We start from the raw sequence: 26,805 nt of genomic DNA, 5'->3' as shown, positions 1-26,805 counted from the left end.
CCGCGACGGGGGACTCCCTCTTCGGGGCATACTCCGGGCGCGACACCGGCCGGGCGATGATCGGCGACGTGCGGCCTGACGTGCCCGGCATCGAGGTGTGGTCGAGCATGCCCGGCGGCACCGAGGGCAGTGGTCTGCTGAGTGCGACCGGCGAGGTGCTGCAGGCCGAGACGCCGGGCACGAACATGTCGATCCGCTGGGCGGGCGACCTGACGACTCAGCTCGTGAACGGCAGCGGCACCCAGACGCCGACCATCGACGACTGGACCAGGGGCACGGTGCTGACCGCCTCGGGCACCCTCACGAACAACGGCACGAAGGGCAACCCGTCGCTGGTCGCCGATGTGCTGGGCGACTGGCGCGAGGAGCTGCTCGTGCGCACGGCCGATTCGACCGCGCTGCGGTTCTACACGACCACCGAGCCCACCACGCACAAGCTCACCACCCTCATGCACGACGTGCAGTACCGCGTCGAGACCGCTCGTCAGCAGACGACGTACAACCAGCCGGCGTACACCTCGTTCTACCTGGCGAGCGACGTCGACTGGTCGCAGGTGCCGGTGCTGACCACGCCGACGACGCCGAAGGCTCCGACCTTCACCGACAAGCCGGGCACCGCTCGCGACGAGGTGAAGGTGCCGACGAAGGTCGCGGGGATCACGTACTACGTCAACGGCGAGCAGGTCGAGGCGCGGAACGGCAAGGTCAAGGTCACCGGCGAGGTGACCGTGGTCGCGGTTCCCGATGCCGGGTATCGCATCGCCGACGGTGCCGTCTCGACGTGGACGGAGAACCTCCGAAAGCGCTGACGCGCGCGGCACCGCTGATCCTGCGGTGACAGAACGCCGCCCCGAGTCGACTCTTCCCGTGCCGACTCGGGGCGGTTCTGCGTCGTCGGTTCAGGCTCCGGTCAGCACCAGCCAGAGCAGGGCGCCGTTGAGGGCGATCAGCAGCACCGACGCCACGATTCCGGCCGTCGTCGTCCAGACGCGGTTCGCCCAGACGCCGAGAGTGCGGCGCTGCGCTGTGAGGGCGACGAGCGGGATCAGCGCGAACGGGATGCCGAACGACAGCACCACCTGGCTGAGCACGAGTGCCAGCGTGGGGTCGACGCCCAGCCCGAGGATCACGAGCGCGGGGATCAGCGTCACCAGACGCCGGGCGAGCAGCGGGATTCGCACGTGCAGCAGCCCGTGCATGATCTCGGCGCCCGCGTAGGCGCCGACCGAGGTCGACGCGAGCCCGGAGGCCAGCAGGCCCACGGCGAAGAACGTCGCGACGACCGGACCGAGTCCTGCGGCGAGGGCCGCGTGAGCACCCTCGAGTGAGTCTGTGCCCTCGACTCCGGCCAGGTTCGCGGCGGCCAGAAGCAGGATGCCGAGGTTCACGGTGCCCGCGATCAGCATCGCGATCGACACGTCCCACCGCGTCGCGGTGAGAAGGCGCCGGATGCGGGCGGTCTCGGTTCGCGCGGCCTCGGTCGGGGCATCCGTCGTCGTCGATCCGAACCGGTCCCTGGTCAGCGACGAGTGGGCGTAGATCGCGTGCGGCATGATCGTCGCGCCGAGGATGGATGCGGCGAGGAGCACGGAACCGGTGTCTTCGAAGCGGGGAACGAGACCGCCCACGACGCTCGAGGCGTCGGGCGGCGCGACGAAGAGCCCTGCGATGAAGCCGACCGTGATGATGGCCATCAGCGCGATGATCACGAACTCGAACGGGCGCGGCCCCCGCCTGCTCTGCACCGCCAGCAGGATCATCGACACGGCGCCCGTGATGACTCCGCCGAGCAGCAGCGGGATGTCGAAGAGCAGATAGAGCGCCACCGCTCCGCCGATCACCTCGGCGAGATCGGTCGCCATCGCGACGAGTTCCGCCTGCAGCCAGTAGGCGCGTCGGGCCCACGGCTTGGTGAGCCGCGTGCCCAGCACCTCGGGCAGGCTCTGGCCCGTGACGACCCCGAGCTTCGCCGACAGGTACTGGATCAGCCAGGCCATCACATTGCCGGCCACCACGACCCACACCAGCAGATACCCGTACTGGGCGCCGGCGGTCATGTTGCTCGCGACGTTGCCCGGGTCGAGATACGCGACGCCGGCCACCAGTGCGGGGCCGAGCAGCCACAGACTGCGCGGTGCCGTGGCGCGGATCGCCGGGGTCGTCTCGCTGAGGGCGGCATTTTTAGGCATGCCGAAATCGTAGCGGATATTTCGGCGCACCTAAATATCTTCCTCGGAGGCGGCGGATAGCCTGACGGGATGGACGAGCAGACGCCCGCGGATGCGGTGCAGGCAGGCGAGGCGTCGGCGCAGCCCGGATACGGGGTGGGGCCGTGGCCCGGGGGAGAGCCCGACTGGCCGATCGAGCCCTGGTACGACCCTGAGCTGCTCGCCGCCGGAGACACGCGGAACGTGATCGATCGCTACCGCTACTGGCGCATGGATGCGATCGTCGCTGACCTCGACACGAAGCGGCATCCGTTCCACGTGGCCATCGAGAACTGGCAGCACGACATGAACATCGGCTCGATCGTGCGCAGTGCCAACGCGTTCCTCGCCGACACAGTGCACATCATCGGCCGGCGCCGCTGGAACAAGCGCGGCGCCATGGTCACCGACCGCTACCAGCACGTCGTGCACCACGAAGACGTCGAGACCTTCGCCGCCTGGGCGGCGGCCGAGGGCATCCCGATCATCGCCGTCGACAACGTCGAGGGCGCGGTGCCCGTCGACCGCGCCGAGCTGCCGCAGAGCTGCGTGCTGCTGTTCGGTCAGGAAGGCCCCGGGCTGTCGGATGCTGCGCTCGCCGCCGCATCCGCCCACATCGAGATCACGCAGTACGGCTCGACGCGGTCGATCAACGCCAGCGCCGCAGCCGCCGTGATCATGTACGAGTGGTGCCGGAGGCACGCGGGCTGACGCCGGACCGAGTGCGTCGAGTCGTCAGACGCCGGCCGCGAGCCAGCGTCCCGAGCGCACGCGCCACCCGAGGGTGCCGAGCCGCGCGAGCAGGTAGACGCCGAAGAATGCGACCGCGAGCCAGATCAGGCCCGGTGCCGCGTCGACGCCGCTCGCCGCGATGATCCAGAGCGCGGGCAGGAACGGCAGCAGATTGAGCCCGCCGGCGATCGCGAGATAGCGGGCGTCGTTCGCGCCCATGAGCACGCCGTCGAGCACGAAGACGACGCCGGCGATCGGCTGGGCGACGGCGAGGATCAGCAGGGCGGGCTGAACGAGGGCGGCGATCATGGCGTCGCCGGTGAAGACGATGCCGATCACGCCGGAGAGGGCCGCGATGAGCGCGCCGACCACGACGCCGAACCAGGCACCCCAGGCGACCGTGCGTGTCAGCACCCGGTGCACCTGCCGTTCGTCGCCGGCGCCGAGCTCTTTGCCGATCAGCGCCTGCGCGGCGATCGCGAGGGCATCGAGGGCGAAGGCGGCGGCGGAGAAGATCGTGAACACGATCTGCCAGCCCGCGAGCTCATCGGTGCCGATCCCGGTGGCGACCGCGACGGTCGCCAGCAGCGCGGCGCGCAGGCTCACTGTTCGCAGGAACAGCCAGCCGCCCGAGCGCGCCATGCTGCCCATGCCCTCGCGCCGTGCCCGTGCAGACGCCTGGTGCGTGGCGGCGAGTCGGCGGATCACCAGCACGTAGGCGCCGACCATGCCCCACTGCGCGATGACGGTCCCGGCCGCAGAACCGGCGATGCCCCAGCCGAATCCGTAGATGAAGACGACGTTGAGCAGCGCATTCGCGCCGAAGCCGAGGCCGGCGATCCACAGCGGCGTCATCGTGTCCTGCATTCCGCGCAGGAGTCCCGTCGCGGCGAAGACGATGAGCATCGCGGGCAGACCCCACATCGACACCACGAGGTAGGCGTTCGCCTCGGTGGCCACGGCGTCGCTCGCGCCGAACAGCGAGACGAGCCAGGGCGACGATGCGGCGCCGGCTGCGGCGAGCACGGCTCCGATCGCGAGAGCCAGCCACATCCCGTTGATGCCGACGGAGACCGCGTCTCCCGGCCGACCCGCGCCGAACAGCCGGGCGACGGCGGGCGTCGTCGAATAGGCGAGGAAGACCATCAGCCCGACGATCGTCTGCAGCACGGCCCCGGCGATGCCGAGTCCGGCGAGCGGGGTGGTGCCGAGATGGCCGACGAGGGCCGCATCGACGATGAGGAAGGCCGGCTCCGCGATCAGCGCACCCAGGGCGGGGACCGCGAGGCGCAGGATCTCGCGGTTGAGGGTGCGCTCGGTCATCCTCCGAGCCTATGGTCTGCAGGCTCCGGCGCCGGCCTGCGTCGCCGGTCGTACCCTGGAGGGAACCGGATGCGACGGAGGTGCATCATGACGGATCCACGCGAGGCGGCGGCCAGATATCGCGCTCGCCGGCAGCAGGCCGACTCGGAGGAGGATGCCGAATCCGGCTCCCCGCCCGGCATCGGGGCAGCCACCGACCGGGCGGCGTTCATCGAGACGGCCATCCAGGTCGCGATCCGCCGGGGCGACTTCGACGACCTCCCGGGTGCGGGCAAGCCTCTGGAGGGCATCGGCACGCACCACGATCCGGACTGGTGGATCCGCCGCAAGATCGAGCAGGAGAATCTGACGGGTCTGGGCCCGCCGGCGATCCTGCTGCGCACCGAAGATCGAGACCTCGACGACCAGCTCGACCTGCTCGGCCGAGAGTCCGATGTGCGCGACGTCCTCGTCGACTTCAATCGTCGGGTCGTCGAGGCGCGTCGCCAGCTGCAGGGCGGACCGCCCGTCGTCACCGCTCCCCGTGACATCGACGCCGAGGTCGTGGCCTGGGCGCGACGCCGAGCCGCCCGACTCGCCGCACGTGCGCCGGAGGTGCCCGAGCGGCCGCGCCGTCGGCGCTTCGGCATCCGCCGCAGGGACTGAGCGCACGAGGGCACCGACCTGCCCGCTCCCTGCCGAATGTCGGAGCGACGCATAGGCTGTTCGCATGACCGACGTGCTTCCCTCTGGCCTTGAGACCTCCGAGTTCAGCTCCGACATCCGCCCGCAGGACGACCTCTATCGTCACGTCAACGGCGCGTGGCTCTCGCGCACCGAGATCCCGGGTGACAAGGCGCGCTGGGGCTCGTTCCATCTGCTCGCCGAGCAGGCCGAGAAAGACGTCCGCGCGATCATCGAAGAGTCGCAGGACGCCGAAGACGGCACGCTCGCTCGCAAGATCGGCGACCTGTTCGCGAGCTTCATGGACACCGACCGGATCGCTGCCGCGGGGGCCGCGCCTCTCGCCGACACCCTCGCCGAGATCGACGCGATCGACGGCATCCCCGCGTTCCTGCGCACCGTGGGCGCGTACGATCGCGACGGCCGCGCGCACCTGATCGGCTTCTACGTCGACGGCGACCCGGGAAACCCCGAGCGCTACCTTCCCGTCGTGGTGCAGTCCGGGCTCTCTCTGCCCGACGAGAGCTACTTCCGACTCGACACCTTCTCCGAGACGCGAGCGGCGTACCGTGCGCACCTCGAGCGGCTGCTGGCCCTCGCCGGCATCGCCGATGCCGCGGCGACCGCTGAGCGTTCGATCGCCCTCGAGACCGAGCTCGCAGGTCACCACTGGGACAACGTGCGCAGCCGCGACGCCGTCGCGACCTACAACCTCAAGAGCTGGGCCGAGATCCAGGAGCTCGCTGGCGTCGACCTCGAGCCGTGGCGCGATGCCGTCGCTCCCGTGCACCCCGAAGCGTTCGCCGAGGTCGTGGTCTCGCAGCCGAGCTTCCTCGAAGGGCTCGGGTCGCTTCTCACGGCCGAGCGCCTCGACGACTGGAAGGCGTGGCTGCGGGCGCAGGTCGTGCATGCCGCCGCTCCGTACCTCACCGACGACTTCGTGCAGGAGAACTTCTCGTTCTACGGCACCGAGCTCACCGGGGTGCCCTCGATCCGCGAGCGCTGGAAGCGCGGCGTCTCGGTCACCGAGGGCGCGCTGAGCGAGGCGATCGGCAAGGTGTACGTCGAGCGGCACTACCCGCCGACGGCCAAGGCCGCGATGGACGAGCTCGTCGACAACCTCATCGAGGCCTACCGGCAGAGCATCACCGATCTCGAGTGGATGACCGCCGAGACCCGTGAGCGCGCGCTCGCCAAGCTCGACTCCTTCACCCCCAAGATCGGCCACCCCTCGGTGTGGCGCGACTACTCGAGCCTCGAGATCGATCGTGCCGACCTGTTCGGCAACGTGCGGCGTGCGGCGATCTTCGAGCACGACCGCAACGTGGCCAAGGTCGGAAAGCCGATCGACCGCGACGAGTGGCACATGCCGCCGCAGATGGTGAACGCGTACTACAACCCCTCGATGAACGAGATCGTGTTCCCCGCGGCGATCCTGCAGTACCCGTTCTTCGACGCATCGCGCGACGCGGCAGCGAACTACGGCGGCATCGGTGCGGTCATCGGCCACGAGATCGGACACGGGTTCGACGACCAGGGCAGCCGCTACGACGGCGACGGCAAGCTCGAGGACTGGTGGACGGATGCCGATCGCTCGGCGTTCGAGGAGCGCACCAAGGCCCTCATCGCGCAGTACGACGCGCTGGTGCCCGAAGGCCTCGATGCGGAGCACCATGTGAACGGCGCGCTGACGATCGGCGAGANNCTCCCTCGACGGCGCTGAGGCCCCGGTCATCGACGGCTACACCGGGGTGCAGCGCCTGCTGCTCTCGTGGGCGCAGGTCTGGCAGCAGTAGAGCCGCGACGCCGAGACCCTGCGTCTGCTGACGATCGACCCGCACTCGCCGAACGAGTTCCGCTGCAACCAGATCGTCCGCAACATCGACGCGTTCTACGAGGTGTTCGACGTGACGGAGTCCGACGCCCTGTGGCTCCCGCAGCACTCGCGCGTGACGATCTGGTGACGTATCTCGGTCGCCCGATCAGGTGACCCCGGATGCCCTGCTTGCGGCCGCGTGACGATCTGATGACCGATTGCCGGAGTATGTAGGGCATCCTCACCTGAGGGGGTTACGATATCCGTGCTGTGGGGGACGGACCCCGCAGCATCCCGCCAATCCAACCCCCCTTCTAAGGATCACGCGTGGGTGCATCCGAGCCTGTCGACGGCCCCTCCCTGGCCTCGCTGCGCCGCTCTCAGCGGACCAGCCGGCGCCTGCCGCGGCGCGCCGCCGCGGGCCGCCNNGGTGTCGGTGCACGTCGTCGATCTCGACAGTCACGTGCACGTCCTCGCCGGAGACGATCACGTCACGATGCCCGTCGCCGGCGTCGGCGTGGTGCCCCTGCTGATCGAGGTCGCGGCGGCCTTCGAGGCGGGCACCCTCGACCCGCTCGAGATCGTCGAGCGCACCTCGGTCGACCCCGTGTCGACGTCGGGGCTCTGGCGTCATCTTCATGCCCCGGCGCTTCCGCTCGAAGACCTGGCGGTGCTCGCCGCGACCGCGGGCGACCCGATCGCGGTGAATGCGCTGCTGCAGCGGGTGGGGCACGACCGCGTCCGACAGCGGATCGAGTCGCTCGGCCTCCGCCGCACGGCGCTGCTCGACCGGTTCCGTGATGAGCGCGGACCCGACGATGCACCCCAGGTCGCCGTCGGTTCCGCTCGGGAGCTCGCGGGTCTGTTCTCGGCTCTCGTGAACTCGAAGGCGGTCGGAGCATCGGTGAGCGCTCAGGTGTCTGAGTGGCTCAGCCTCAATCAGGACCTCAGCCTCGTCGCGGCGTCGACGGGACTCGATCCCTTCGCTCATGACCACGACGCGCACGGACTGCTGTTCATCAACAAGACCGGACGCGACCGCGGCGTGCGTGCAGAGGCGGGCGTTCTCGCCGGGCCCCGCGCCGGCGTCGCGTATTCGCTGATCGTCTGCTTCGACGACCTGTCGATCACCCATCGTCTGCGTGCGCACGACGCCTTCCGCGTGCTCGGCGTCGAGCTCATGGAGTACACGCACTGAATCCGCCGGGCGGGCCCTGCGCGGCCTCGCTAGCCTGGAGGCATGCCCCGCCCCGACTGGACTCCGCATCGCCGCGACGACGGCGAGCTGCTCGGGTGGATCCACCCTGAGGGCGACGCGTGGATCGCCGTCGACGTGCTCGGTCGGGCAGCCTCCGATGCGACGGAGTGGCTCGACGCCGAAGCCGCCCTCGAGGAGCACGGGATCTCGTGGCTCGCAGACCCGTGGATGCTGGAGGGCGAAGGCAACCGCCCGCTGCGCGTCCGCATCCTCGAGGTGACCCCCGACGACGACGGCGCACCGGGGCGCATCGTTGTGAAGGTCGACGACTTCGGCGATGTCAGCCGTCCGCCGACCTCGCAGTACGTGCTGCCCTGGCCTGTGCCGGAACGTCTCCGTCCGCCCACGTCGGCCGATCCCGATCCGCGGGTGTTCTGACCGCGGGTGTTCTGACCGACCGTCTGGGGTGCTCAGCCGGGCAGCGACGGATGCTGTTCGGCCGCCCGCTGGCGGGGGATGAACAGCGACAGCACGAGGGCGACGATGCCGGCGGCGATCGCGAGCCAGAAGCACAGATCGAAGGCCGCGCGGGTGGGCACCGAGACGCCGCCGACGTCGACGCTCATCGCGGCGAGCACTCCGCCCATGACGGCTGAGGCGCTCGACGTGCCGACCGAGCGGAAGAGGGCGTTGAGTCCGTTCGAGGCGCCGGTCTCGTTCGCGGGCACCGAGCGCATGATGATCATCGGCATGGCGGCGAAGGTGAATCCGATGCCGACACCGATCAGCAGATTGCCGACCAGGATGTGCCACACCTCGCTCGACCACAGCAGCACGAAGACGTACGCGAGCACGATGGCGCCGGCGCCGACGGTGAACAGGGGGCGCGGGCCGACGGTGCGCTCGAGCCAGCCCGACAGCGGCGAGATCACCATCATCACGAGACCCGCCGGCATGATCACGAGTGCGGCCGAGACCATGTCGAGTCCGAAGCCGGCGCCTGAAGCGGCCGGCCCCTCGAGCAGCTGCGGGAACGTCACGTTCGAGGCGAAGAGCGCGAAGCCCATGCCGATCGCGGCGATGTTGGTGAAGAGCACGGCGGGGCGTGCCGCGACGCGCAGGTCGAGCAGCGGATCGGTGGTGCGCAGCTGGTACCAGCCCCAGATCAGCAGCACGCCGACTCCGCCGACGATGCACGTGAGCGTGAGCGGTGCGGTCCAGCCCCACTCCGCGCCGCGTGACACGAAAAGCAGGATGCCGGTGAGGCCGATCGCGAGGCCGATGGCGCCCAGCACGTCGAGTCGCCCCGGGAAGCGCAGCACGTCTTCGGGGATCAGGAGCAGCACGAGAGCGAGGCCGACGACGCCGAGCGCCGCGGCGAGCCAGAAGAGCCAGTGCCAGTCGGCGTTGACCGCCAGAAGGGCGGCGACGGGCATGCCGATCGCTCCGCCGACACCCATGGTCGCGCTCATCAGGGCGACGGCGGTGCCGAGGCGCTCGGGCGGCAGGACGTCGCGCATGATCGCGATGCCGAGCGGAACCACGCCGGTCACGGCGCCCTGCAGCGCTCGCCCGATGATGACGCCGACGATCGAGCCCGACAGTGCGGCGATCAACGAGCCGAGGATGAGCAGCCCGAGCAGCACGATCACGACGCGGCGCTTGCCGTACATGTCGCCCAGTCGGCCCGAGATCGGGGTGGCGACGGCGGCGACGAGCAGGGTGATCGTGACGACCCAGGTGGTGTCCTCGCGAGACGCGTTCAGCAGTCGAGGGAGCTCCGCCTGCAGCGGCACCACGAGCGTGAACATGAACGACGAGCAGAGCCCAGCGAAGGCGAGCACCGCGATGATCGCCCACTTGGGTGATGTCCGGGAGAGTCTTCTGCGCGCGCGATCATCGTTCTCTCCCATTGCTTCAGGCTATCGGCGTCTCCGACGTCCGAGGCGCGCGCGGCGACGGATGCGACGTCAGCTCACGCCCTTCATGAGCCGCAGCACGGGCTTCACCGCGAACAGCAGGCCGAGTCCGACCACGATGGCGATCGCCCCGAGGATAGAGAAGTAGGGAACCTCGTTCTTCGGATCGTAGAACTGCACGAGCCAGCCCGAGATCGCCGTGCCGAGCGCGATCGAGAGGAAGAACAGCGCGACCATCTGCGTGTGGAACACCTTCGGGGCCAGCTTCGTGGTCACCGAGAGCCCGACCGGAGAGATCAGCAGCTCGGCGACGGTGAACACGAACAGGATGCCCACGATCGCGATCAGCGGAGTGGAGTTCGCGCCGCCCCCCGCGAAGGGCAGGAAGAGTAGGAACGCCGACCCCATGATGATCGCGCCGAGCGCGAACTTCACCGGCGTCGACGGCTGGCGCGAGCCGAGGCGCGTCCAGATGGCAGCGAAGACACCGGACAGGATGATGATGAAGATCGGGTTGATCGACTGCACCCACGAGACGGGCATCTCGAAGCCGAAGATGTTGCGGTCCAGGCGCTCGTCGGAGTACACCGTGAGCACCGTGAACTGCTGCTGGTACAGCGACCAGAAGGCGACGCTCGTGACGAACAGCGGCAGGAAGCCCCACACCCGGGAGCGTTCGGTGGCATCGATCCGACGGCTGCTGAGGATGACCGCGAAGTACGCCACCGCCGCGATGATCGTGCCGATGATGACGATGTCCGAGAGGTTGTCGGCCTTGATCACACCGATGAGCCCCATCACGACGATCAGAGCGACCGCTGCGACGGCGATGATCGCGACCAGCGGGTAGCGCGACGAGGGCAGCGGGTTGGGCACGCGTCGGGCCTCGTCCGGCAGCGCCCTGCGCCCGNNAGCCCGAATCCGTAGTGGAAGCCGAGCGACGACTGCAGGATGCCGGTGAGGATCGGACCCAGGAAGGCGCCGAGGTTGATGCCCAGGTAGAACAGCGAGAATCCGGCATCCCGGCGCGTGTCGTCCGCGCTGTAGAGCGTGCCGACGACCGAGGTCGCGTTCGCCTTGAGTCCGCCCGAGCCGAGCGCGACGAGCACGAGGCCGACGCCGACGCCGAGGAATCCCGGGAGCAGGGCGAGGGCGACGTGCCCGGCGACGATGACGATGGCGCTCAGGAACAGCACGCGCTCCGAGCCCAGGATCCGGTCGGCGATCCAGGCGCCGAGGATCGTCGAGAGGTACACCGACCCGCCGTACGCGCCGACGATGCCACCCGCCACGGCCTGCGAGAGTCCGAGGCCGCCCTCTGTGACCGAGAAGTACAGGTAGATCAGCAGGATGCCCTGCATGCCGTAGAAGCTGAACCGCTCCCACATCTCCACACCGAAGATGTGGACGAGCGCCCAGGGCTGCCCGAAGAACCGGGTGTCGGACGACTTTTCCGTCGTGTCGCTGCGTGCCATGCCTCCACGGTACGCCCGGTCGGCGCACGATTCCCCACTCGGTCTCGCCGCCGGATTCCGAAATCGGGGGCGGTAGGGGCAGACTGGGGTCGTGCGAACCATCCGTGATCTCGACACCGTTGAACTCATCATCGACGCGCAGAGCCTGCTCGACTCCATCCGTGGGCCCGAGCGTGTGATCGACGCGGGAACCCTGCGTGCGCTGCAGCAATCGGGCAACTACGTCGTCGGGCTCTTCGACGCCGAAGGCGGAGAGGAACGGATGGTCGGAGCGTCGATCGCCTTCTTCGGTGCCCCCGGACGCCGGGCGATGCACTCGCACATCACCGCGCTGCTGCCCGAGTACCGCGGCCGCGGCTGGGGTCGCGAGCTCAAGGAGCACCAGCGCCAGTGGGCGTTCTCCAACGACGTCGGACGCATCACCTGGACGTTCGATCCGCTGGTCGCCCGCAACGCGCACTTCTTCCTCACGGTGCTGGGCGCACGGGTGACCGGATACTCGGTCAATCGCTACGGCATCTTCGGCGGAGGGGATGCGGGCGATGAGAGCGACCGCCTCGATGTCGAATGGGCTCTCGCCGACATCGCGAAGCCTCCGGCATCCGATCAGGTCGTCGAGACGCTCGAGATCCCGTCGGACATCGAGACCATCCGCGTCGAAGACCCGGACGCCGCGCACGAGTGGCGCACGCGTCTGCGCGCCCAGATGGAGGGGCTGCTGGGCAGCGGCCTGACGCTCGCGGGGTTCGACGTCGACAAGGGCTACCTCTTCACGGCCTGAGGGCGGGGCCCCCGGTCAGGGTCCGTGCGCGAACCGGTCGCGGATAGGATTGATGTGCCCGTGATCACGGGCTTTCCCACTTGCGACCATTGGAGCCACCGTGGCCGAACAGTCCCGTCTCGATAAGGTCATCGCCCTTGCCCGCCACCGCGGGTTCGTCTTCCAGGCGGGTGAGATCTACGGCGGTTCGCGGTCCGCGTGGGACTACGGGCCCCTCGGCACCGAGCTCAAAGAGAACATCCGCCGCCAGTGGTGGCAGACCTTCGTGCGCGGTCGCGGCGACATGGTGGGGCTCGACTCGAGCATCATCCTGCCCAAGCGCGTCTGGGAGGCGTCGGGTCCCGTCGCCACCTTCACCGACCCTCTGGTCGAGTGTCTGAGCTGTCACAAGCGCTTCCGTGCCGACAACCTCATCGAGGACTTCGAGGCCCGCAAGGGCCGCAAGGCTGAGAACGGCCTCGCCGACGTGCCGTGCCCCAACTGCGGCACCAAGGGCCAGTACACCGAGCCGAAGTCCTTCTCCGGCCTCGTCAAGACCTATCTCGGAGTCGTCGACGACGAGTCCGGCCTGCACTTCCTGCGTCCCGAGACGGCGCAGGGCATCTTCGTGAACTTCTCGAACGTCCTCACCGCCAGCCGCAAGAAGCCGCCGTTCGGCATCGGACAGGTCGGCAAGGCGTTCCGCAACGAGATCACCCCCGGTAACTTCATCTTCCGCACCCGCGAGTTCGAGCAGATGGAGATCGAGTTCTTCACGCCGCCCGCCGAGGCGCAGGAGTGGTTCGAGCACTGGGTCGAGGCGTGCTGGAACTGGTTCATCGATCTGGGCATCGATCCCGAGAACATGCGTCAGTTCGACGTGCCCGAAGACGACCGGGCGCACTACTCCGCCGGCACGATCGACGTCGAGTACCGCTTCGGCTTCACGGGCAAGGAGTGGGGTGAGCTCATGGGCGTCGCCAACCGCACCGACTACGACCTGTCGAGCCACAGCGAGGCGTCGGGCCAGAGCCTGACCTACTTCGACCAGGCCACCGGCGACCGGTACACCCCGTATGTGATCGAGCCGTCGTTCGGTCTCACCCGCGCCATGATGGCGTTCCTCGTCGACGCCTACCGCGAAGAAGAGGTGCCCAACGCCAAGGGCGGCACGGACGTGCGCACCGTGCTCAAGCTCGATCCGCGTCTCGCACCTGTCAAGGCCGCCGTGCTGCCGTTGAGCCGCAACGAGCTTCTGTCGCCGCTGGCACGCGAGGTCGCCGACACGCTGCGCAGCTCGTGGGCCGTCGACTTCGACGACGCGGGCGCGATCGGTCGTCGATACCGCCGTCAGGACGAAATCGGCACGCCGTTCTGCGTCACCATCGACTTCGACTCGCTCGACGATCGTGCCGTCACCGTGCGCGACCGCGACACGATGGCGCAGGAGCGCGTCTCGATCGATGAGCTGCACGCCTACCTCGCCGACCGCCTCAAGGGCGCGTGAGGTCGGAAGATCCGAACGAGAGGCTCGTCGTCCGAGAGGGCGGCGGGCCTCTTTCGTCAGCCGGTGACAGTCAGCTGCACCTGATCGGTGCCGCCCGCCTCGACCCAGGCGAGAGAACGCTCGAGGATGCCGCGCAGTACGTCGAGGTCGACCTTCTCGAGATCCTTGATGTAGAGGCATCCGACACCCGTGGTGTGCGGGCCGAGCTTCTCGAGCGCCACGGAGTGAGCGTCGACACCGTCGAACAGATAGATCGTCGTCGCCGCCTTGCGCGGGGCGAACCCCAGAAGACCACCGTCTCCCTCGGTGCCGGTCGGGTACCGGTAATGGCAGCTGCCGAAGCCGATGATCGTGCCCCAGGTCTGCGGCTCGCGGCCGGTGATCTCCTGCATGAGGGCGGTGAGTGTCTCGGCGTCCCGGCGGCGCACCGCCGGAGACGAGCGGGCGATGAGGCCCGCGACATCATCACCCGTCGGATTCATGCCTTCGCCTTCGCCGCTGCCTTCATCGCCTTCTTGTGCTCGCGGACCTTGGTGAGCGACTCGGGAGAGACGATGTCGGCGACGCTGCGATACGAGCCGTCGGTGCCGTAGTCGCCCGCCGCCTCTCGCCATCCTGCTCCCGTGAAACCGTACTGCTTGCCCAGCAGTGCCACGAAGATCTTCGCCTTCTGCTCTCCGAAGCCGGGCAGCGCCTTGAGTCGTGTGAGTACCTCGGCGCCGGTCGGATCGCCCTCGGTCCAGATCGCGGAGGCGCTTCCGCCCCACTGATCCACGATCTCCTGACACAGCGTCTGCACGCGAGCGGCCATCGAACCCGGGAACCGATGCACGGCGGGCGTGGTCTTGAACGCCTCGAGGAACGCCTCGGGATCCATGCCGGCGATCGCGGTGGCGTCGGTCGCGCCGGTGCGCTGTTCGATCTTCAGGGGACCGGCGAAAGCGGTCTCCATCGGCACCTGCTGATCGAGCAGCATCCCGACCAGCAGCGCCAGCGGGTTGTCGGTGAGCAGGGCGTCTGCGGCAGTGTCTCCGGTGATGTGAAGGGCCATGCGTCCAGTCTCGCACCCCCACCCTCTCGACCGGAGTCAGATGCGCTGCAGCTTGGGGAGAGGGCCCTCCAGCCGAGCGACCGAGATTCGGACATCGGCGATATCGGCCTTGAGATCCGTCTTGAGCTCTGTCTTCAGGTCGGCCATCTCGGTTCTGAGTTCGGTTCGGAGGTCGGCGATATCGGTCTCGACCTTCGTGAACCGCTCGTCGATCCTGTCGAAGCGCACCTCCAGCCCTCGGGATTGACGGGCGATCATGCGGGAGACCCCGCCGAGCACGGTGGCGGTGAACGCGAAGAGCGCGATGATGATGCCGATCACATCCGGGTCCACGAGCATGCTCCCAGTCTGCGTCGGTCGATCCGAGTTGTCATTCGTCGACGATATGAAGCGCTGGCTCCGCAGCATTCATGGAAAGGCGTGCGTCACCGAGGGCGGGGGAGATCTCCCGGAACCGGCAGGCGGTGCAGAGAAGAAGACGACTCAGGCGGTCTCGGCGTCGTCCACTGCGGCGAGCGGAGCGGGCTCGAGGCCGTAGAGCGTCGACAGCGCCGCGGCGAACTCGTCTGCGCGGCCGGTGGCCGCCAGCTCGTGTGCGCGGGTGGTGGGGGTGTGCAGCAGGACGCCGGTGAGGTGTCGCAGGGCCTGCTCGACCTTGCCGTCCTCGTCGCCGCGGGCGCGGGCTCGCGCGATCTCGGACTCGAGCAGCGAGAAGATGTGCGAGCGCAGGGCGACGACAGACGGGGTGACGCTCTGCCTGCTGCCCACGACATGGAAGGTGTCGGCGGCTTCGCGTACGACGGTGCGTGCGGCATCCGTCGCCTGGAGTTCTTCGAGCGGTGCGTGCAGGCTGATGGTCTCGAGGTCGAGCAGCGCGACGCCCTCGAGCGCGGCGACGGCGGGGTCGACGTTGCGCGGCATGCCGAGGTCGACGACCATCTGGCTGTGCGACGCGACGGGGCAGCCCTCGGGGGCGATTCCGGTCGGAGCCTGCAGATGCTCGGGCGTGAGCACGGGGGCGGTCGTCGTCGTGCAGGTGATCAGCAGGCTCGATCGTGAGGCGACGCGGGCGTAGTCCTCTGCGGCCACGGGGCGGATGCCGTGCTTCGCGGCGAACTTCTCGGCGCGGCCCGAGGGCGAGTACACCGAGATGTTCACAGCGCCGCGCTCGCGCAGCGTCGCGAGGGTGACGGCGGCATAGGCGCCGGTGCCGACGAGCAGCACGCGCTCGGCCGACCAGTCGACGATACGGCTGTCGGCGAGTTCGAGGGCGAGGCGCACGAGCGATCGCCCTGCGCGGCCGAGGGCCGTGACGTTCTTGACCTTGCGCTGTGCCTGGCTCGCGCGCTGGAAGAGACGCTCGAGCTCGGGGGAGGTGGTGCCCTCCTTGCGAGCGGACTTCAGTGCTCGGCGCACCTGCCCGGCGATCTCGCCCTCACCGGAGACGACGGATTCGAGTCCCGAGGCGACGGAGAAAAGGTGCTCGGCGACGCGACGCCCGGAGTGCACCTCATAAGCACCGTCGAGTTCGGAGGCACGGATGCCGGTCGATGACTCGACGGCCTCGAGCACCGCCTCGACGCCGATCGCGCCTGCAGCCGTGACGGGCTCATCCATCTCGACGTACGCCTCGAAACGGTTGCAGGTAGCAAGAACGACCGCACCCTGCACGCAGGTCGCCATATCCACCACGGTGGAGGCGACGTCATCGGGGGTGCGGCTCAGGCGTTCGAGCAATTCGAAGGAGGCGGTCTTGTGACTCGCCGTGACAACCAGCAGCACAGGATCATTCTACCTGAGGCTTCATGCAGGTCGGCTCCGTACCGGATGGGAGGATGGATGCATGGCCCTCTCCGACGCTCCGCTGCTGCGTGCCCTCACCGGCCCCCGACCCGAACAAGCCCCCGTGTGGTTCATGCGCCAGGCCGGCAGGTCGCTGCCCGAGTATCGCGAGCTGCGAGTCGGAACGCGGATGCTCGCCGCCTGCCTCACGCCCGACGTCGCGGCCGAGATCACGCTGCAGCCGGTGCGCCGTCATGGCGTCGACGCCGCGGTGTTCTTCAGCGACATCGTCATCCCGCTCCGTCTCGCCGGCGTCGAGGTCGAGATCGAGCCCGGCCGTGGTCCGGTGTTCGCGAACCCGGTGCGCTCGGCGGCCGATGTCGACCGCATCACGGCGATCGACCCGCTCTCGCTCGACGGCACCGCGATCGCCGAGGCTGTCGGCATCGTCACTGCAGAACTCGGCGACACCCCGCTGATCGGCTTCGCCGGAGCGCCGTTCACTCTCGCCGCCTACCTCGTCGAGGGCGGTCCGTCGAAGGAGCATCTGCGGGCGCGGGCCATGATGCACGCGGACCCCGACTCATGGAACCGTCTGGCCGGCTGGCTGGCCCAGGTCTCGCGACGCTTCCTCGAGATCCAGCGCGACGCCGGAGCATCCGTCGTGCAGCTGTTCGACTCGTGGGCGGGATCGCTGAGCACCGCCGACTACCGCACGTTCGTCGCCCCGCACTCGCGCGTCGCCCTCGACGCGATCGGGGTGCCGAGCATCCACTTCGGCGTCGGCACCGGTCCGTTCCTCGACGACATGCGGCTCGACGGCATCGTCGACGGCGTCGGGGTCGACTGGCGGCTGCCTCTCGATGAGGCTGCGGCGATCCTCGGACCCGACGTCTCGGTGCAGGGCAACATCGACCCGGCTCTTCTCTCGGCCCCCTGGCCGGTGCTCGAAGCGCACGTGCGCGACGTGGTCGAGCGCGGACGGGCCGCCAGGGGTCACATCGTCAATCTGGGGCACGGTGTGCCTCCCGAGACGGATCCCGATCAGCTCACCCGCATCGTCGAGCTGGTGCACTCGATCTGACGACCGCGGGCCGTCACCTCTCAGAGGTCCGTCCCATGGTTGCAATATAGCGACAGTGCTATATTGCAGACATGACAGATAGCGCGTCCGACATCTTCGCGGCGCTGGCGCACCCGACGCGTCGTCAGATCCTGCAGGACCTCAAAGAGGGCGAGCTCGCCGCGGGTGAGATCGCATCCAGGTTCTCCGCGAGCGGTCCCACGATCTCGCGGCACCTCAGCGTGCTGCGCCAGGCGGGGCTCGTCAGCGAACGACGCGACGCCAACCGCATCCTCTACTCGCTCGTCGGCGAACGGCTGGCGCTGTCGGTCGGCGACTTCCTCTCCACCGTCTGCCCCGAGCAGATGGTGCTCCGCGAGGTGCGCAAGCGCGGCGGGGGCCACGAGGCCGCAGCACCTGTCGAGGCCTGACCCTCGTTTGTCCGGCCCGCACCCGAGGACGCGCTGCGCGACGGGTGACAGGATTGACCCATGACGTCTCAGCCCGCGAACCGTGACTCCTCCCGTGCCGAGGGCTCCTCCCGTGCCGAGCCCGCCGATCTTGCGGCCAGGGCGGCGCATCGGCACATCGTGGTGGTCGGCGGCGGCATCGGAGGCCTGATCGCCGCCCGCGAGTGCGTCAAGGTCGGCATGCGCGTCACCCTGCTGGAAGAGGCGGACGCCGTCGGCGGCGCGATCCGTCGTGCCGAGCTCGACGGCGTCGTGGTCGATGCCGGTGCGGAGAGCTACGCGACGCGGGGAGGCCGTGTGCGGGCGCTTCTCGTCGAGCTCGGTCTCGCCGATCGCATCGTGGCGCCGTCGGCGGGAAGCGCATGGCTCGCAGGCATCCCCGGTGTGGGGGCAGCGCCCCTGCCGGTGGGCGGAATCCTGGGCATCCCCGCCAATCCGTTCCAGGAGGACGTGAGGCGGATCATCGGATGGTCGGGGGTGTGGCGCGCGTATCTCGATCGCGTCCGTCCGCCGCTGACGATCGGTCACAACCAGAGCCTCGGCAAGCTCGTCTCGTCGCGCATGGGAGCCAAGGTGCGGGATCGTCTCGTGGCGCCCGTCACGACCGGCGTCTACTCGGCATCGCCCGACGACGTCGATGTCGACATCGCAGCTCCGGGACTCAATGCCGCGCTCACCCGGGTCGGCTCGCTCTCGGGTGCGGTGCAGGCGCTGCGGCTGGAGAACGCCGAGCGAGCCGCGAAGGCACGCGGATCTCACGATGGCGGAGCCGCGAAGGCGCCGGGGGCCGCAGTCGAGGGGATCGACGGCGGCATGATGGTGCTGGTCGACGCCCTGGTCGCCGACATCCGCAAGCTCGGCGGAATCGTCCGCACCGGCGTGCGTGTGACTGCGATCACGAAGGTCGCCGACGCCTGGACCGTGGCGACCGAGGCACGGCTCGACGCAGGCGATGAGGGTGCAGGCGATGAGGGTGCAGGCGATGAGGGTGCTGTCGGTGCCGAGAGCATCCGGGAGAGCCTCGACCTCGAGGCGGATGCGGTCATCGTCGCGACGTCCGAGACAGCGGCGCGGCGGTTGCTGGAGACCGTGGCTCCCGCGCTGGCCGAGACCGACGCGGCCGAGGCGCCGGAGATCGAGATCGTCACTCTGCTGCTCGCCGCCTCCGCTCTCACCGGGGCCCCCCGGGGCACGGGCGTGCTGACCGTTCCGGGCAGCCACACCGCCAAGGCGCTCACGCACTCGACAGCGAAATGGGAGTGGGTGCGCGCCGCTGCCGGTGGTCGACATCTCGTGCGCGTCTCCTTCGGTGCGCAGGGAGAGCCCGCGGCCACCGCAGGGCTCGACGACGACGCCGCGGCGCGGCTCGCACTGCGCGAGGCATCCTCGCTTCTGGGCGTTCCGTTGAGCGAGAGCGATCTGGTCGACGCGCATCGGGCCAGGTACGTGCAATCTCAGCCGGCGTCGATCATCGGATCGGGAGCGCGGCGCGAGGCGGCTCGCGAGGCCGTCCACGCCGTCCCGGGGATCGCCGCAGTCGGCGCGTGGCTCGCCGGCACGGGGCTCGCCCAGGTCGTGCCGGACGCGCGCGACGAGGCCGATCGACTCCGCCGCGAGCTGCTCTGGGACTGATCGTGCGGCGATCGGGTTCTGCCGCGCGAACCCGAGAACACGGCATCTGTCAACCCTCTACGTCTTTAGATGCCGAATTCGGCATACGGGGCTACGCTGGACACCTGTCAGGCGGCCCAGCCGCCGGTTCGCCCCCAGGCGTTCACACCGGAACAACGTGAGGAGACCCCATGAAGGGGAAGATCGGACTCGTCGTAGGACTCGGCGTGGGATACGTCATCGGAACGCGCGCAGGACGCGAGCGCTACGAGCAGATCAAGACCCAGTGGCTCAAGGTCTGGAACCTCGATCAGGTGCAGGATCAGGTCGACAAGGTCAAGGGCTATGTCGGCGACAAGGCGGCCGCGGTGCCCGGGGCGGTCTGGACCGGAGTGCAGAAGGTCGTCAAGTCCGTCGGCGGTGGTGACAAGACCGCCGGTCAGCGCCTGGATTCGGCCGTCGCCGCTGGCAAGAAGGCCGCGGAAGACATCGTCGACGCCACCGAAGACGCTGTGGACGAGGCCAAGGACGCCGCGAAGACCGGCGCCGCCAAGTCGGACGCCGCCAAGAAGCCCGCCGCCAAGAAGCCCGCCTCGCAGGGCTCGACGGCTCCGAAGTCTGGCAGCTGATATGCCCCGCGGATATCGTGACCGCGCAGAAGACAGCCTGCTGTCGCTCATCGGCGACCTCCCCGAACTGATCAGCGGCCTGGTGAAGGCCGAGATCAACGCCGCGAAGGTGTGGATCTCGAAGACGGCGAAGGACGCCGGCATCGGCTCCGTCTGGTTCCTGGTCGCTCTGTTCTTCCTGTTCTGGGCCGTGCCCGTGATCCTGGTGTTCGCGATCGCGGGTCTGTCGTCGTGGTGGCCGGTGTGGCTCTCGGCGCTGGCCGTGCTCGGCATCCTCATCCTCGCCGTGCTGCTGTTCGCGCTGCTCGGCATTCTGAAGTTCCGCAAGGTTCTCGCCCGGAAGAACCCCGCGCAGGCGGTGGGCGAGGACATCCGACTCGTGAAGGAGGCCGGCGATGACCAACTCTGACATCGTGACGTCGCTGCCCAAGACGGCCGTTCCCGCAGGCATCGTCGACCCCGTGCAGTCCGCTCGCGCCGAGCTCAAGGCGGCACTCGCGGCCATCGAGGTGAAGGGCAACTTCCCTCGCCGCATCGACAAGGCGTCCAAGCGCGCCGCGGCCGAGGCCCGAGTGTTCGCCGACCGCAACCCCGCAGCGGCGATCGCCGCCGCTGTCGGCGTCGCAGCGGTCGTCGGCGGTGCCGTCTGGGCTATCGCCCGCGCGCTCTCGCGCTGACAGAGGACCGATTCCCGCATCCTGACACGCGTTCGCGACCACTTCACAAAGGGGGCAGACTGGATCCATGTCCGATGATCGCGAAGAGAACCCGTCCGGCTTCACCCTCTGGGCCGTCTGGCGACGAAACCCGAACGTCCCGGTCACCGAATCCGACTCGACCGAACTCGAGACGATCGTCTCGTACGTCGAGGACTCCGGCGTCACGGTTCGCGGGTTCTACGATGTCTCCGGTCTGAAGGCCGATGCGGACCTGCTCGTCTGGCTGCACGGCGACACCGCCGAAGAGCTGCAGAAGGCGCTGCGTCGCCTGCGCCGCACCGAGCTGCTGCGGTCGCTGCTGCCCGTCTGGAACGTCATGGGCGTGCATCGGGATGCCGAGTTCAACCGCGCCCACGTGCCCGGTTTCCTGCGCGGAGTGGAGCCCAAGGACTGGCTGTGCCTCTACCCCTTCGTGCGGACGCCGGAGTGGTACCTCGCCCCGGAAGAGGAGCGTCGCAAGATGCTCGCCGACCACGGACGCAAGGGCGCGGCCTTCAAGGGCGTCATCGCGAACACGGTCGCCGCGTTCGCGCTCGGAGACTACGAGTGGATCCTGCCGCTCGAGGCCGACGATGTCACCGAGCTCGTCGATCTGATGCGTGACCTTCGCTACACCGATGCGCGTCTCTACGTGAAGGAGGAGATCCCCTTCTACACGGGACGTCGCCTCCGGTTCGACGAGATCGCGGACGTCCTGCAGTAGGCCCGACATGAGCACCTCGATCAACCGGTCCACCCCGATCCGACTGGGCACTCGCCGCAGCGCGCTGGCCCAGGCGCAGTCGGGTCATGTCGCCACCGCTCTCGAGAAGATCTCGGGTCGGCCCGTCGAACTCGTCCCGATCACCAGCGAGGGCGATACCAATCGCGCATCGCTCTCGGAGATCGGCGGTCAGGGCATCTTCGCCACCCGCCTTCGAGAGGCGCTTCTGGCGGGGGAATGCGACTTCCTCGTGCATTCCCTCAAAGACCTGCCGACCGCCATTCCCGAGGGCCTCGTCATCGCCGCGACTCCTGTGCGCGAAGACGCCCGCGACGTCGCGATCACGCGCGGCGGCACGCCTCTGCACCAGCTGCGCTCGGGCAGCAAGGTGGGCACCGGATCTCCGCGACGCATCGCCCAGGTGCGTCGCAGGGCTCCGCACGCCGAGGTCGTCGACATCCGCGGCAACGTCGATTCGCGTCTGCAGCGGGTCGCCTCCGGTGAGCTGGATGCCGTGATCCTCGCTGCGGCCGGACTCTCGCGCCTCGGAACGGACTCCCCGCTCCGGCGGGAGGAGCTCGGCCTCGCCGAGTGGCCGACGGCTCCGGGGCAGGGGTCGCTCGCCGTCGAGACCCGCACGGATGCCCCCGAAGAGCTGCTCGCGGCTCTCGCCGAACTCGACGACCGCGACACTCGACTGGCGATCACGGTCGAGCGCGCCGTGCTCGAAGGGCTCGATGCGGGATGCCAGGCGCCGATGGCGGCTCACGCAGTCGTCGATGGTGACGAGATCCGCATCAGGACGGTCGTCTACGCCACGGATGGCGGGCGGCGGATCGGCCTCGACGTCACCGAACCCCTGAACGGGGAGTATATTCGTCGGAACGGCAGCGGCAACGGAGCGGATGCTGCCGATGGTGCATACCCGATGCGCGCAGCACGCGAGCTCGGGTTGGTTGTCGCCCATCGGCTGCTCGAGCAAGGGGCGGCCGACCTCGTCTCCCGAGAGCATTCCTCATCATGACCAATTCGAAGCAGGACCGACCGCTCGACGGCTGGCGCATCCTCGTACCCCGCGGAGGCCCGTGGGGCGACGGCGTCGCCGCCAGTCTGCGATCGCGTGGCGCCGTGCCCGTCGGCGCGCCGCTGGTCCACTTCGCGGCCGCCACCGACCAGGCAGCTCTCGATGTGGCGCTCGCCCGCCTCAAGGACGGCGAGTACGACTGGCTGACCGTGACGAGCGCGACCACCGTCGACGTGATGTTCGCGCACCGCGCGATCGTGCCGCGTCGGACGAAGATCGCGGCGGTGGGTGAGACGACCGCGGCCGCACTGCAGGCCGTCGGCTACGAGGTCGCGATGGTTCCCGAAGAAGACAACTCGGCGGCCGGCATGGCAGAGCAGCTCATCGCCCTCGAGACCGAGCCGCGTCGCATCCTGGCTCTGCGCAGCGAGATCGCGAAGCCCGTGCTCAGCGTCCTTCTGCAGGAGGCCGGCCACGACGTCGACAGTGTGGTGGCGTATCGCACGGTGGGCGTGCCCGTCACCGAGCGCATCAAGCGCGATGTCGAGAACGGCCGCATCAACGCGATCCTGATCACGAGTGGCTCTGTCGCCGAGCAGGTGCGCGAGCAGTTCCCGCTGATCCCCGATGAGACGCTGCTGGCGGCGATCGGTCCGCGCACCGCGAAGGATGCCGACAAGGCAGGACTGCCGATCACGGTCGTCGCCGATCGTCAGACGGTCGACGCGCTCATCGATGCCGTGTCGGCCCACACCCTGCCGCACGCGGCGGACGCGCTGGCGCCATGCGTTTTCCCGATGTGAGACTGCGTCGGCTGCGTCAGTCGCCGGCCGTGCGAGGCCTGGTGCGCGAGACCTCCCTCGAGCCGCGTCAGCTGGTGCTGCCGCTCTTCGTGCGCGAGGGCCTCAGCGAGGCTGCGCCGATCGGATCGATGCCCGGAGTCGAGCAGCACTCCCTGGACTCGTTGCGCCGAGTCGCTGTCGATGCAGCCGAGGCGGGTGTCGGCGGCGTCATGCTGTTCGGTGTGCCGGCCGTGCGTGACGCGCAGGGCTCGGGCGCAGATGACCCGAAGGGCATCCTCAACGTCGCCACCGAGGCTCTCGCCGCCGAGGTCGGCGACGCCCTCGTGGTGCAGACCGACCTGTGCCTCGACGAGTTCACCGATCACGGCCACTGCGGCGTTCTCGCAGCCGACGGGTCTGTCGACAACGACGCGACCCTCGAGCGCTATGCATCGATGGCGCTGGCGCAGGCACGTGCAGGGTCGCAGCTGCTCGGGCTGTCGGGGATGATGGACGGTCAGGTCGCAGTGATCCGTGAGGCGCTCGATTCCGACGGCTACACCGACACGCTCCTGCTCGCCTACGCCGCGAAGTACGCGAGCGCCTTCTACGGGCCGTTCCGCGAGGCCGTGGACTCTCAGCTGAAGGGCGACCGCCGCACGTATCAGCTCGATCCCGGCAACCGCCGCGAGGGCGTGCGCGAAGCGGTCGTCGACGAGGAAGAGGGCGCTGACATCGTCATGGTCAAGCCGGCCATGGCCTTCCTCGACGTACTGCGTGAGGTGCGCGACACCGTGCACATCCCCGTCTGGGCCTACCAGGTGTCGGGCGAGTACGCGATGATCGAGGCGGCCGCAGCGAACGGCTGGATAGATCGCCGTGCGTCGATCCTGGAGTCGCTGCTCTCGATCCGACGAGCCGGTGCCGACGTCGTCCTGACGTACTGGGCGACGGAAGCTGCTCGCTGGCTGCGCGACTGAGTCGAGTCGTCCGGCTTCGCTGGGGTTCGACGACTGAGTCCTGCGCCGATCTGAGTCCTGCGCCCAGGTCTGCGGGATAGCCTGGATCGTGATGCCGCAGAGCGCTGCGCATCGTTGAGGAGTGTGCTGTGACCGACCGTAATGACGACCTGTTCTCCGCTGCCCGCGCGGTGATCCCCGGTGGCGTGAACTCTCCGGTGCGCGCCTATGGCTCTGTCGGAGGAACCCCGCGGTTCCTCGCCTCCGCCCAGGGGGCGACGGTGACGGATGCCGCGGGCAACGAGTACGTCGACCTGGTCGCATCATGGGGTCCTGCGCTGCTCGGACATGCGCAGCCCGAGGTCGTGGCTGCTGTGCAGGAGGCCGCCACGCGCGGCCTGTCGTTCGGTGCTCCGACCGAGGGTGAGGTCGAGCTCGCAGAGCTGATCGCCGATCGCGTGCGGTTCGGCGAGACCCGGCCTGTCGAGCGGGTGCGCCTGGTGTCGACGGGCACCGAAGCCACCATGACGGCGATCCGTCTCGCGAGGGGCGCGACCGGGCGTGACCTGCTCGTGAAGTTCGCCGGCCACTACCACGGGCACTCCGACGGGCTGCTCGCGGCTGCGGGCTCGGGCGTCGCGACTCTTGCGTTGCCCGGTTCGGCGGGGGTTCCCGCGCCCATCGCCGCTCAGACGCTGGTGATCGACTACAACGACCCTGACGCGCTCGCCGAGGTGTTCGCGCAGCACGGTGACCGCATCGCCGCGGTGATCGTCGAGGCTGCCGCCGCCAATATGGGTGTGGTCCCACCGACGCCCGGATTCAACCGCCTTCTCGCCGAGACCGCGCACGCGCACGGTGCGCTGCTGATCATCGATGAGGTGCTCACGGGCTTCCGCGTGCATCCGGCCGGCTTCTGGGGCCTTCAGGCCGCGGCCGGTGAGGACTATCTGCCCGACATCTTCACCTTCGGCAAGGTCGTGGGCGGGGGCATGCCCCTGGCCGCGCTCGGTGGTCGTGCCGAGGTGATGGACCTGCTCGCCCCGATGGGCCCCGTCTACCAGGCGGGAACACTGTCGGGCAATCCGCTCTCGGTCGCCGCAGGCCTTGCCACGCTGCGCCTGGCCACCCCCGAGGTCTACGCCACGGTCGACGCGGCCGCCGCTCGTGTCTCGGGCGCTCTGGACGCCGCGCTCACCGACGCCGGTGTGACGCACGCCGTGGCGCACGCGGGGAATCTGTTCAGCGCATCGTTCCGAGGCTCCGCGCCGCGTACGTACGCCGAGGCCCAGGCTCAGGAGTCGTTCCGGTACGCCCCGTTCTTCCACGCGATGCGGGAGCAGGGTGTGGCGCTGCCCCCGAGCGTCTTCGAGGCGTGGTTCCTGACCGCCGCCCATGGCGAGGAAGAGCTGCAGCGCATCGAAGCCGCATTGCCCATCGCGGCGCGCGCTGCTGCGGCTGCCGCGGCTGCCGCGACCGACTGACTCACGGGATCGCGGCCTCGGACTCCTGCTCCTGCGGCTCTCGTATCGGCCGCGTGCGCGCAGACAGCTTCAGACGAACATGACCCGTCGTTTCGCGTCGTCGCGATAGGTGCGGCCCAGCGGGCTCAACCAGTCGATGGTGCCGTCGGGGAGCTGGCGGGCTGTCCACCGATGTTCGCTGGCGATATCGGGATGCTTCAGCACATGATGGCTCCCGCAGAGGTGAGCCAGATTGTGGATCTCGGTTCTTCCGCCCTTGGCATCGTCGAAGGTGTGGTCGACCTGGCAGCGATGCACCGGCATCCTGCAACCCGGGAACCGGCAGTGCTGGTCTCGGGCGCGCAGGTATCTGCGCATCGCATCCGTGGGCGCGTAATTGTCGGTCTCGACGACCAGGCCCGTCGGATCGAGGAACAGTCGGGACCAGCCGTGAATGCGGCCGGCAAGATCGCGAGCGACCTCGGGGTGCAGGGGGCCATGCCCGTCGAGCTCGGCGGGGCGATCATCGCAGCCCGCGAGCGTCGTCGCAGCGACAGTGACGTGGATCCGGCCGCGGATGTTGTCGAGTCCTGAACCGTTCGCGCTGCTGGGCTCTGCGGCCAGGAGAAGATCGATCAGCAGGTCGGCTCTGACCTGGTCGATCGTGCGAGTGTCTGCGGGGATGTGCTCGACGGCGGGGCCGGTGGGATCGGTGGTGAACGTCCCGTCTCCGAAGATCGCATAGTCATTGCGGGAGGCGGCATCGTGCGCGATGTCGTCGGGGTAGATCGGGTCCTCACCGTCGTCGATCGGCTCGAGCACGGGTTCGTGGTCTCTGCGCCCCGCGATGACGGCGCGTGCCATCTGGGTGAGGCGGTCGATGATCGCCGCCGCCAGGTGTTCCGGGAGCACGGCCGTCAAGACAGCGAGCCCGGCGCCGGCGGGCCGC

General features: G+C 69.0%; 25 protein-coding genes and 3 pseudogenes. 19 read left to right on the top strand and 9 right to left on the bottom strand.

Annotated features, from left to right (window positions below):
* A pseudogene (locus tag J7E68_RS04610) lies at positions 1-809 on the top strand (rhamnogalacturonan lyase); the annotation flags it as partial.
* 90 nt (positions 810-899) lie between these two features.
* On the opposite strand, the gene J7E68_RS04605 reads toward J7E68_RS04610, so the two are convergent.
* Complete coding sequence (locus J7E68_RS04605; protein WP_215170278.1) at positions 900-2,189, bottom strand: Nramp family divalent metal transporter; 1,290 nt, start codon at positions 2,187-2,189, stop codon at positions 900-902.
* Positions 2,190-2,258: 69 nt separating this feature from the next.
* Between J7E68_RS04605 and J7E68_RS04600 the strand changes: the two genes are divergently transcribed.
* Entirely contained in the window at positions 2,259-2,918 is a 660-nt protein-coding gene (locus tag J7E68_RS04600; protein ID WP_251048644.1) for a TrmH family RNA methyltransferase, read from the top strand.
* A gap of 24 nt (positions 2,919-2,942) precedes the next feature.
* On the opposite strand, the gene J7E68_RS04595 is transcribed toward J7E68_RS04600, so the two are convergent.
* Positions 2,943-4,262 carry an MATE family efflux transporter gene (locus J7E68_RS04595; protein WP_215170275.1) on the bottom strand — a complete coding sequence of 440 codons (1,320 nt, stop codon included), beginning with the start codon at positions 4,260-4,262 and terminating at the stop codon, positions 2,943-2,945.
* 87 nt (positions 4,263-4,349) lie between these two features.
* On the opposite strand from J7E68_RS04595, the gene J7E68_RS04590 reads away from it, so the two are divergent.
* The 4 genes and pseudogenes from J7E68_RS04590 (at position 4,350) to J7E68_RS04575 (ending at position 8,377) form a co-directional block, all read left to right on the top strand.
* Positions 4,350-4,907: a DUF1992 domain-containing protein gene (locus J7E68_RS04590; protein WP_251048643.1), complete on the top strand. Its 558-nt coding sequence runs from the start codon at positions 4,350-4,352 to the stop codon at positions 4,905-4,907.
* Positions 4,908-4,971: 64 nt separating this feature from the next.
* Positions 4,972-6,889 (top strand): annotated as a pseudogene (locus J7E68_RS04585) (M13 family metallopeptidase).
* Between the two features lie 282 nt (positions 6,890-7,171).
* Positions 7,172-7,939 carry a serine hydrolase gene (locus tag J7E68_RS04580; protein ID WP_311416332.1) on the top strand — a complete coding sequence of 256 codons (768 nt, stop codon included), beginning with the start codon at positions 7,172-7,174 and terminating at the stop codon, positions 7,937-7,939.
* Positions 7,940-7,981: 42 nt separating this feature from the next.
* Complete coding sequence (locus J7E68_RS04575) at positions 7,982-8,377, top strand: hypothetical protein (RefSeq protein WP_215170271.1); 396 nt, start codon at positions 7,982-7,984, stop codon at positions 8,375-8,377.
* A 32-nt stretch (positions 8,378-8,409) separates the two neighbouring features.
* Here the strand turns inward: J7E68_RS04575 and J7E68_RS04570 are convergent, their stop codons facing one another.
* Positions 8,410-9,852 carry an MFS transporter gene (locus tag J7E68_RS04570; protein ID WP_215170269.1) on the bottom strand — a complete coding sequence of 481 codons (1,443 nt, stop codon included), beginning with the start codon at positions 9,850-9,852 and terminating at the stop codon, positions 8,410-8,412.
* 57 nt (positions 9,853-9,909) lie between these two features.
* Positions 9,910-11,333: pseudogene (locus J7E68_RS04565) on the bottom strand (peptide MFS transporter).
* 91 nt (positions 11,334-11,424) lie between these two features.
* On the opposite strand from J7E68_RS04565, the gene J7E68_RS04560 reads away from it, so the two are divergent.
* Together J7E68_RS04560 and J7E68_RS04555 are read left to right on the top strand one after the other, a co-directional pair.
* Entirely contained in the window at positions 11,425-12,114 is a 690-nt protein-coding gene (locus J7E68_RS04560; protein WP_215170268.1) for a GNAT family N-acetyltransferase, read from the top strand.
* 100 nt (positions 12,115-12,214) lie between these two features.
* Positions 12,215-13,600, top strand: coding sequence for a glycine--tRNA ligase (locus J7E68_RS04555; RefSeq protein WP_215170267.1), 1,386 nt, complete (start codon positions 12,215-12,217; stop codon positions 13,598-13,600).
* A 56-nt stretch (positions 13,601-13,656) separates the two neighbouring features.
* Here the strand turns inward: J7E68_RS04555 and J7E68_RS04550 are convergent, their stop codons facing one another.
* The 4 genes from J7E68_RS04550 to J7E68_RS04535 all read right to left on the bottom strand — a co-directional run bounded on the left by J7E68_RS04550 (position 13,657) and on the right by J7E68_RS04535 (position 16,433).
* Positions 13,657-14,082: a DUF1801 domain-containing protein gene (locus J7E68_RS04550; RefSeq protein WP_215170266.1), complete on the bottom strand. Its 426-nt coding sequence runs from the start codon at positions 14,080-14,082 to the stop codon at positions 13,657-13,659.
* Positions 14,079-14,651, bottom strand: coding sequence for an HhH-GPD-type base excision DNA repair protein (locus tag J7E68_RS04545; protein ID WP_215170265.1), 573 nt, complete (start codon positions 14,649-14,651; stop codon positions 14,079-14,081). Before J7E68_RS04545 ends, J7E68_RS04550 begins: the two co-directional genes overlap by 4 nt.
* A gap of 36 nt (positions 14,652-14,687) precedes the next feature.
* The gene (locus J7E68_RS04540) at positions 14,688-14,990 is read right to left on the bottom strand and encodes a hypothetical protein (protein ID WP_215170264.1); all 303 of its coding nucleotides are present in this window, start codon (positions 14,988-14,990) and stop codon (positions 14,688-14,690) included.
* A gap of 144 nt (positions 14,991-15,134) precedes the next feature.
* Complete coding sequence (locus tag J7E68_RS04535) at positions 15,135-16,433, bottom strand: glutamyl-tRNA reductase (RefSeq protein ID WP_215170263.1); 1,299 nt, start codon at positions 16,431-16,433, stop codon at positions 15,135-15,137.
* A 61-nt stretch (positions 16,434-16,494) separates the two neighbouring features.
* Here J7E68_RS04535 and hemE point away from each other — a divergent pair, with 61 nt between their 5' ends.
* The 11 genes from hemE (at position 16,495) to J7E68_RS04480 (ending at position 25,877) form a co-directional block, all read left to right on the top strand.
* Positions 16,495-17,517: a uroporphyrinogen decarboxylase gene (hemE, locus tag J7E68_RS04530; protein ID WP_215170260.1), complete on the top strand. Its 1,023-nt coding sequence runs from the start codon at positions 16,495-16,497 to the stop codon at positions 17,515-17,517.
* Positions 17,518-17,588: 71 nt separating this feature from the next.
* The gene (locus J7E68_RS04525) at positions 17,589-17,927 is read left to right on the top strand and encodes a metalloregulator ArsR/SmtB family transcription factor (RefSeq protein WP_215170258.1); all 339 of its coding nucleotides are present in this window, start codon (positions 17,589-17,591) and stop codon (positions 17,925-17,927) included.
* Between the two features lie 60 nt (positions 17,928-17,987).
* The gene (locus J7E68_RS04520; protein ID WP_215170255.1) at positions 17,988-19,598 is read left to right on the top strand and encodes an FAD-dependent oxidoreductase; all 1,611 of its coding nucleotides are present in this window, start codon (positions 17,988-17,990) and stop codon (positions 19,596-19,598) included.
* A gap of 170 nt (positions 19,599-19,768) precedes the next feature.
* Positions 19,769-20,206, top strand: coding sequence for a hypothetical protein (locus J7E68_RS04515; protein ID WP_215170252.1), 438 nt, complete (start codon positions 19,769-19,771; stop codon positions 20,204-20,206).
* A 1-nt stretch (position 20,207) separates the two neighbouring features.
* Positions 20,208-20,615, top strand: coding sequence for a phage holin family protein (locus tag J7E68_RS04510; RefSeq protein WP_215170250.1), 408 nt, complete (start codon positions 20,208-20,210; stop codon positions 20,613-20,615).
* Positions 20,602-20,883, top strand: a complete 282-nt coding sequence (locus J7E68_RS04505; RefSeq protein ID WP_215170248.1) for a hypothetical protein — start codon at positions 20,602-20,604, stop codon at positions 20,881-20,883. The genes J7E68_RS04510 and J7E68_RS04505 overlap by 14 nt, the downstream gene beginning before the upstream one ends.
* A gap of 67 nt (positions 20,884-20,950) precedes the next feature.
* Positions 20,951-21,628, top strand: coding sequence for a hydrogen peroxide-dependent heme synthase (gene hemQ, locus J7E68_RS04500; protein WP_215170246.1), 678 nt, complete (start codon positions 20,951-20,953; stop codon positions 21,626-21,628).
* Between the two features lie 7 nt (positions 21,629-21,635).
* A complete protein-coding gene (gene hemC, locus J7E68_RS04495; protein ID WP_215170244.1) occupies positions 21,636-22,652 on the top strand; it encodes a hydroxymethylbilane synthase in 1,017 nt (338 codons plus the stop codon).
* Complete coding sequence (locus J7E68_RS04490; protein WP_215170242.1) at positions 22,649-23,455, top strand: uroporphyrinogen-III synthase; 807 nt, start codon at positions 22,649-22,651, stop codon at positions 23,453-23,455. The genes hemC and J7E68_RS04490 overlap by 4 nt, the downstream gene beginning before the upstream one ends.
* On the top strand, positions 23,437-24,414 hold the full coding sequence (hemB, locus tag J7E68_RS04485; RefSeq protein WP_215170240.1) for a porphobilinogen synthase: 978 nt from the start codon (positions 23,437-23,439) through the stop codon (positions 24,412-24,414). Before J7E68_RS04490 ends, hemB begins: the two co-directional genes overlap by 19 nt.
* 128 nt (positions 24,415-24,542) lie before the next feature.
* The gene (locus tag J7E68_RS04480) at positions 24,543-25,877 is read left to right on the top strand and encodes a glutamate-1-semialdehyde 2,1-aminomutase (RefSeq protein ID WP_215170238.1); all 1,335 of its coding nucleotides are present in this window, start codon (positions 24,543-24,545) and stop codon (positions 25,875-25,877) included.
* A gap of 69 nt (positions 25,878-25,946) precedes the next feature.
* Here the strand turns inward: J7E68_RS04480 and J7E68_RS04475 are convergent.
* Positions 25,947-26,805, bottom strand: an 859-nt coding sequence (locus tag J7E68_RS04475) for an HNH endonuclease signature motif containing protein (protein WP_215170236.1), incomplete at its 5' end; no start/stop codon positions are given.

It is taken from the genome of Microbacterium sp. ISL-103 (assembly GCF_018613995.1).
Lineage (GTDB): Bacteria > Actinomycetota > Actinomycetes > Actinomycetales > Microbacteriaceae > Microbacterium.
Note: the sequence above shows the minus strand (reverse complement) of the source record. Positions and strands in the feature narration are given on the sequence as shown.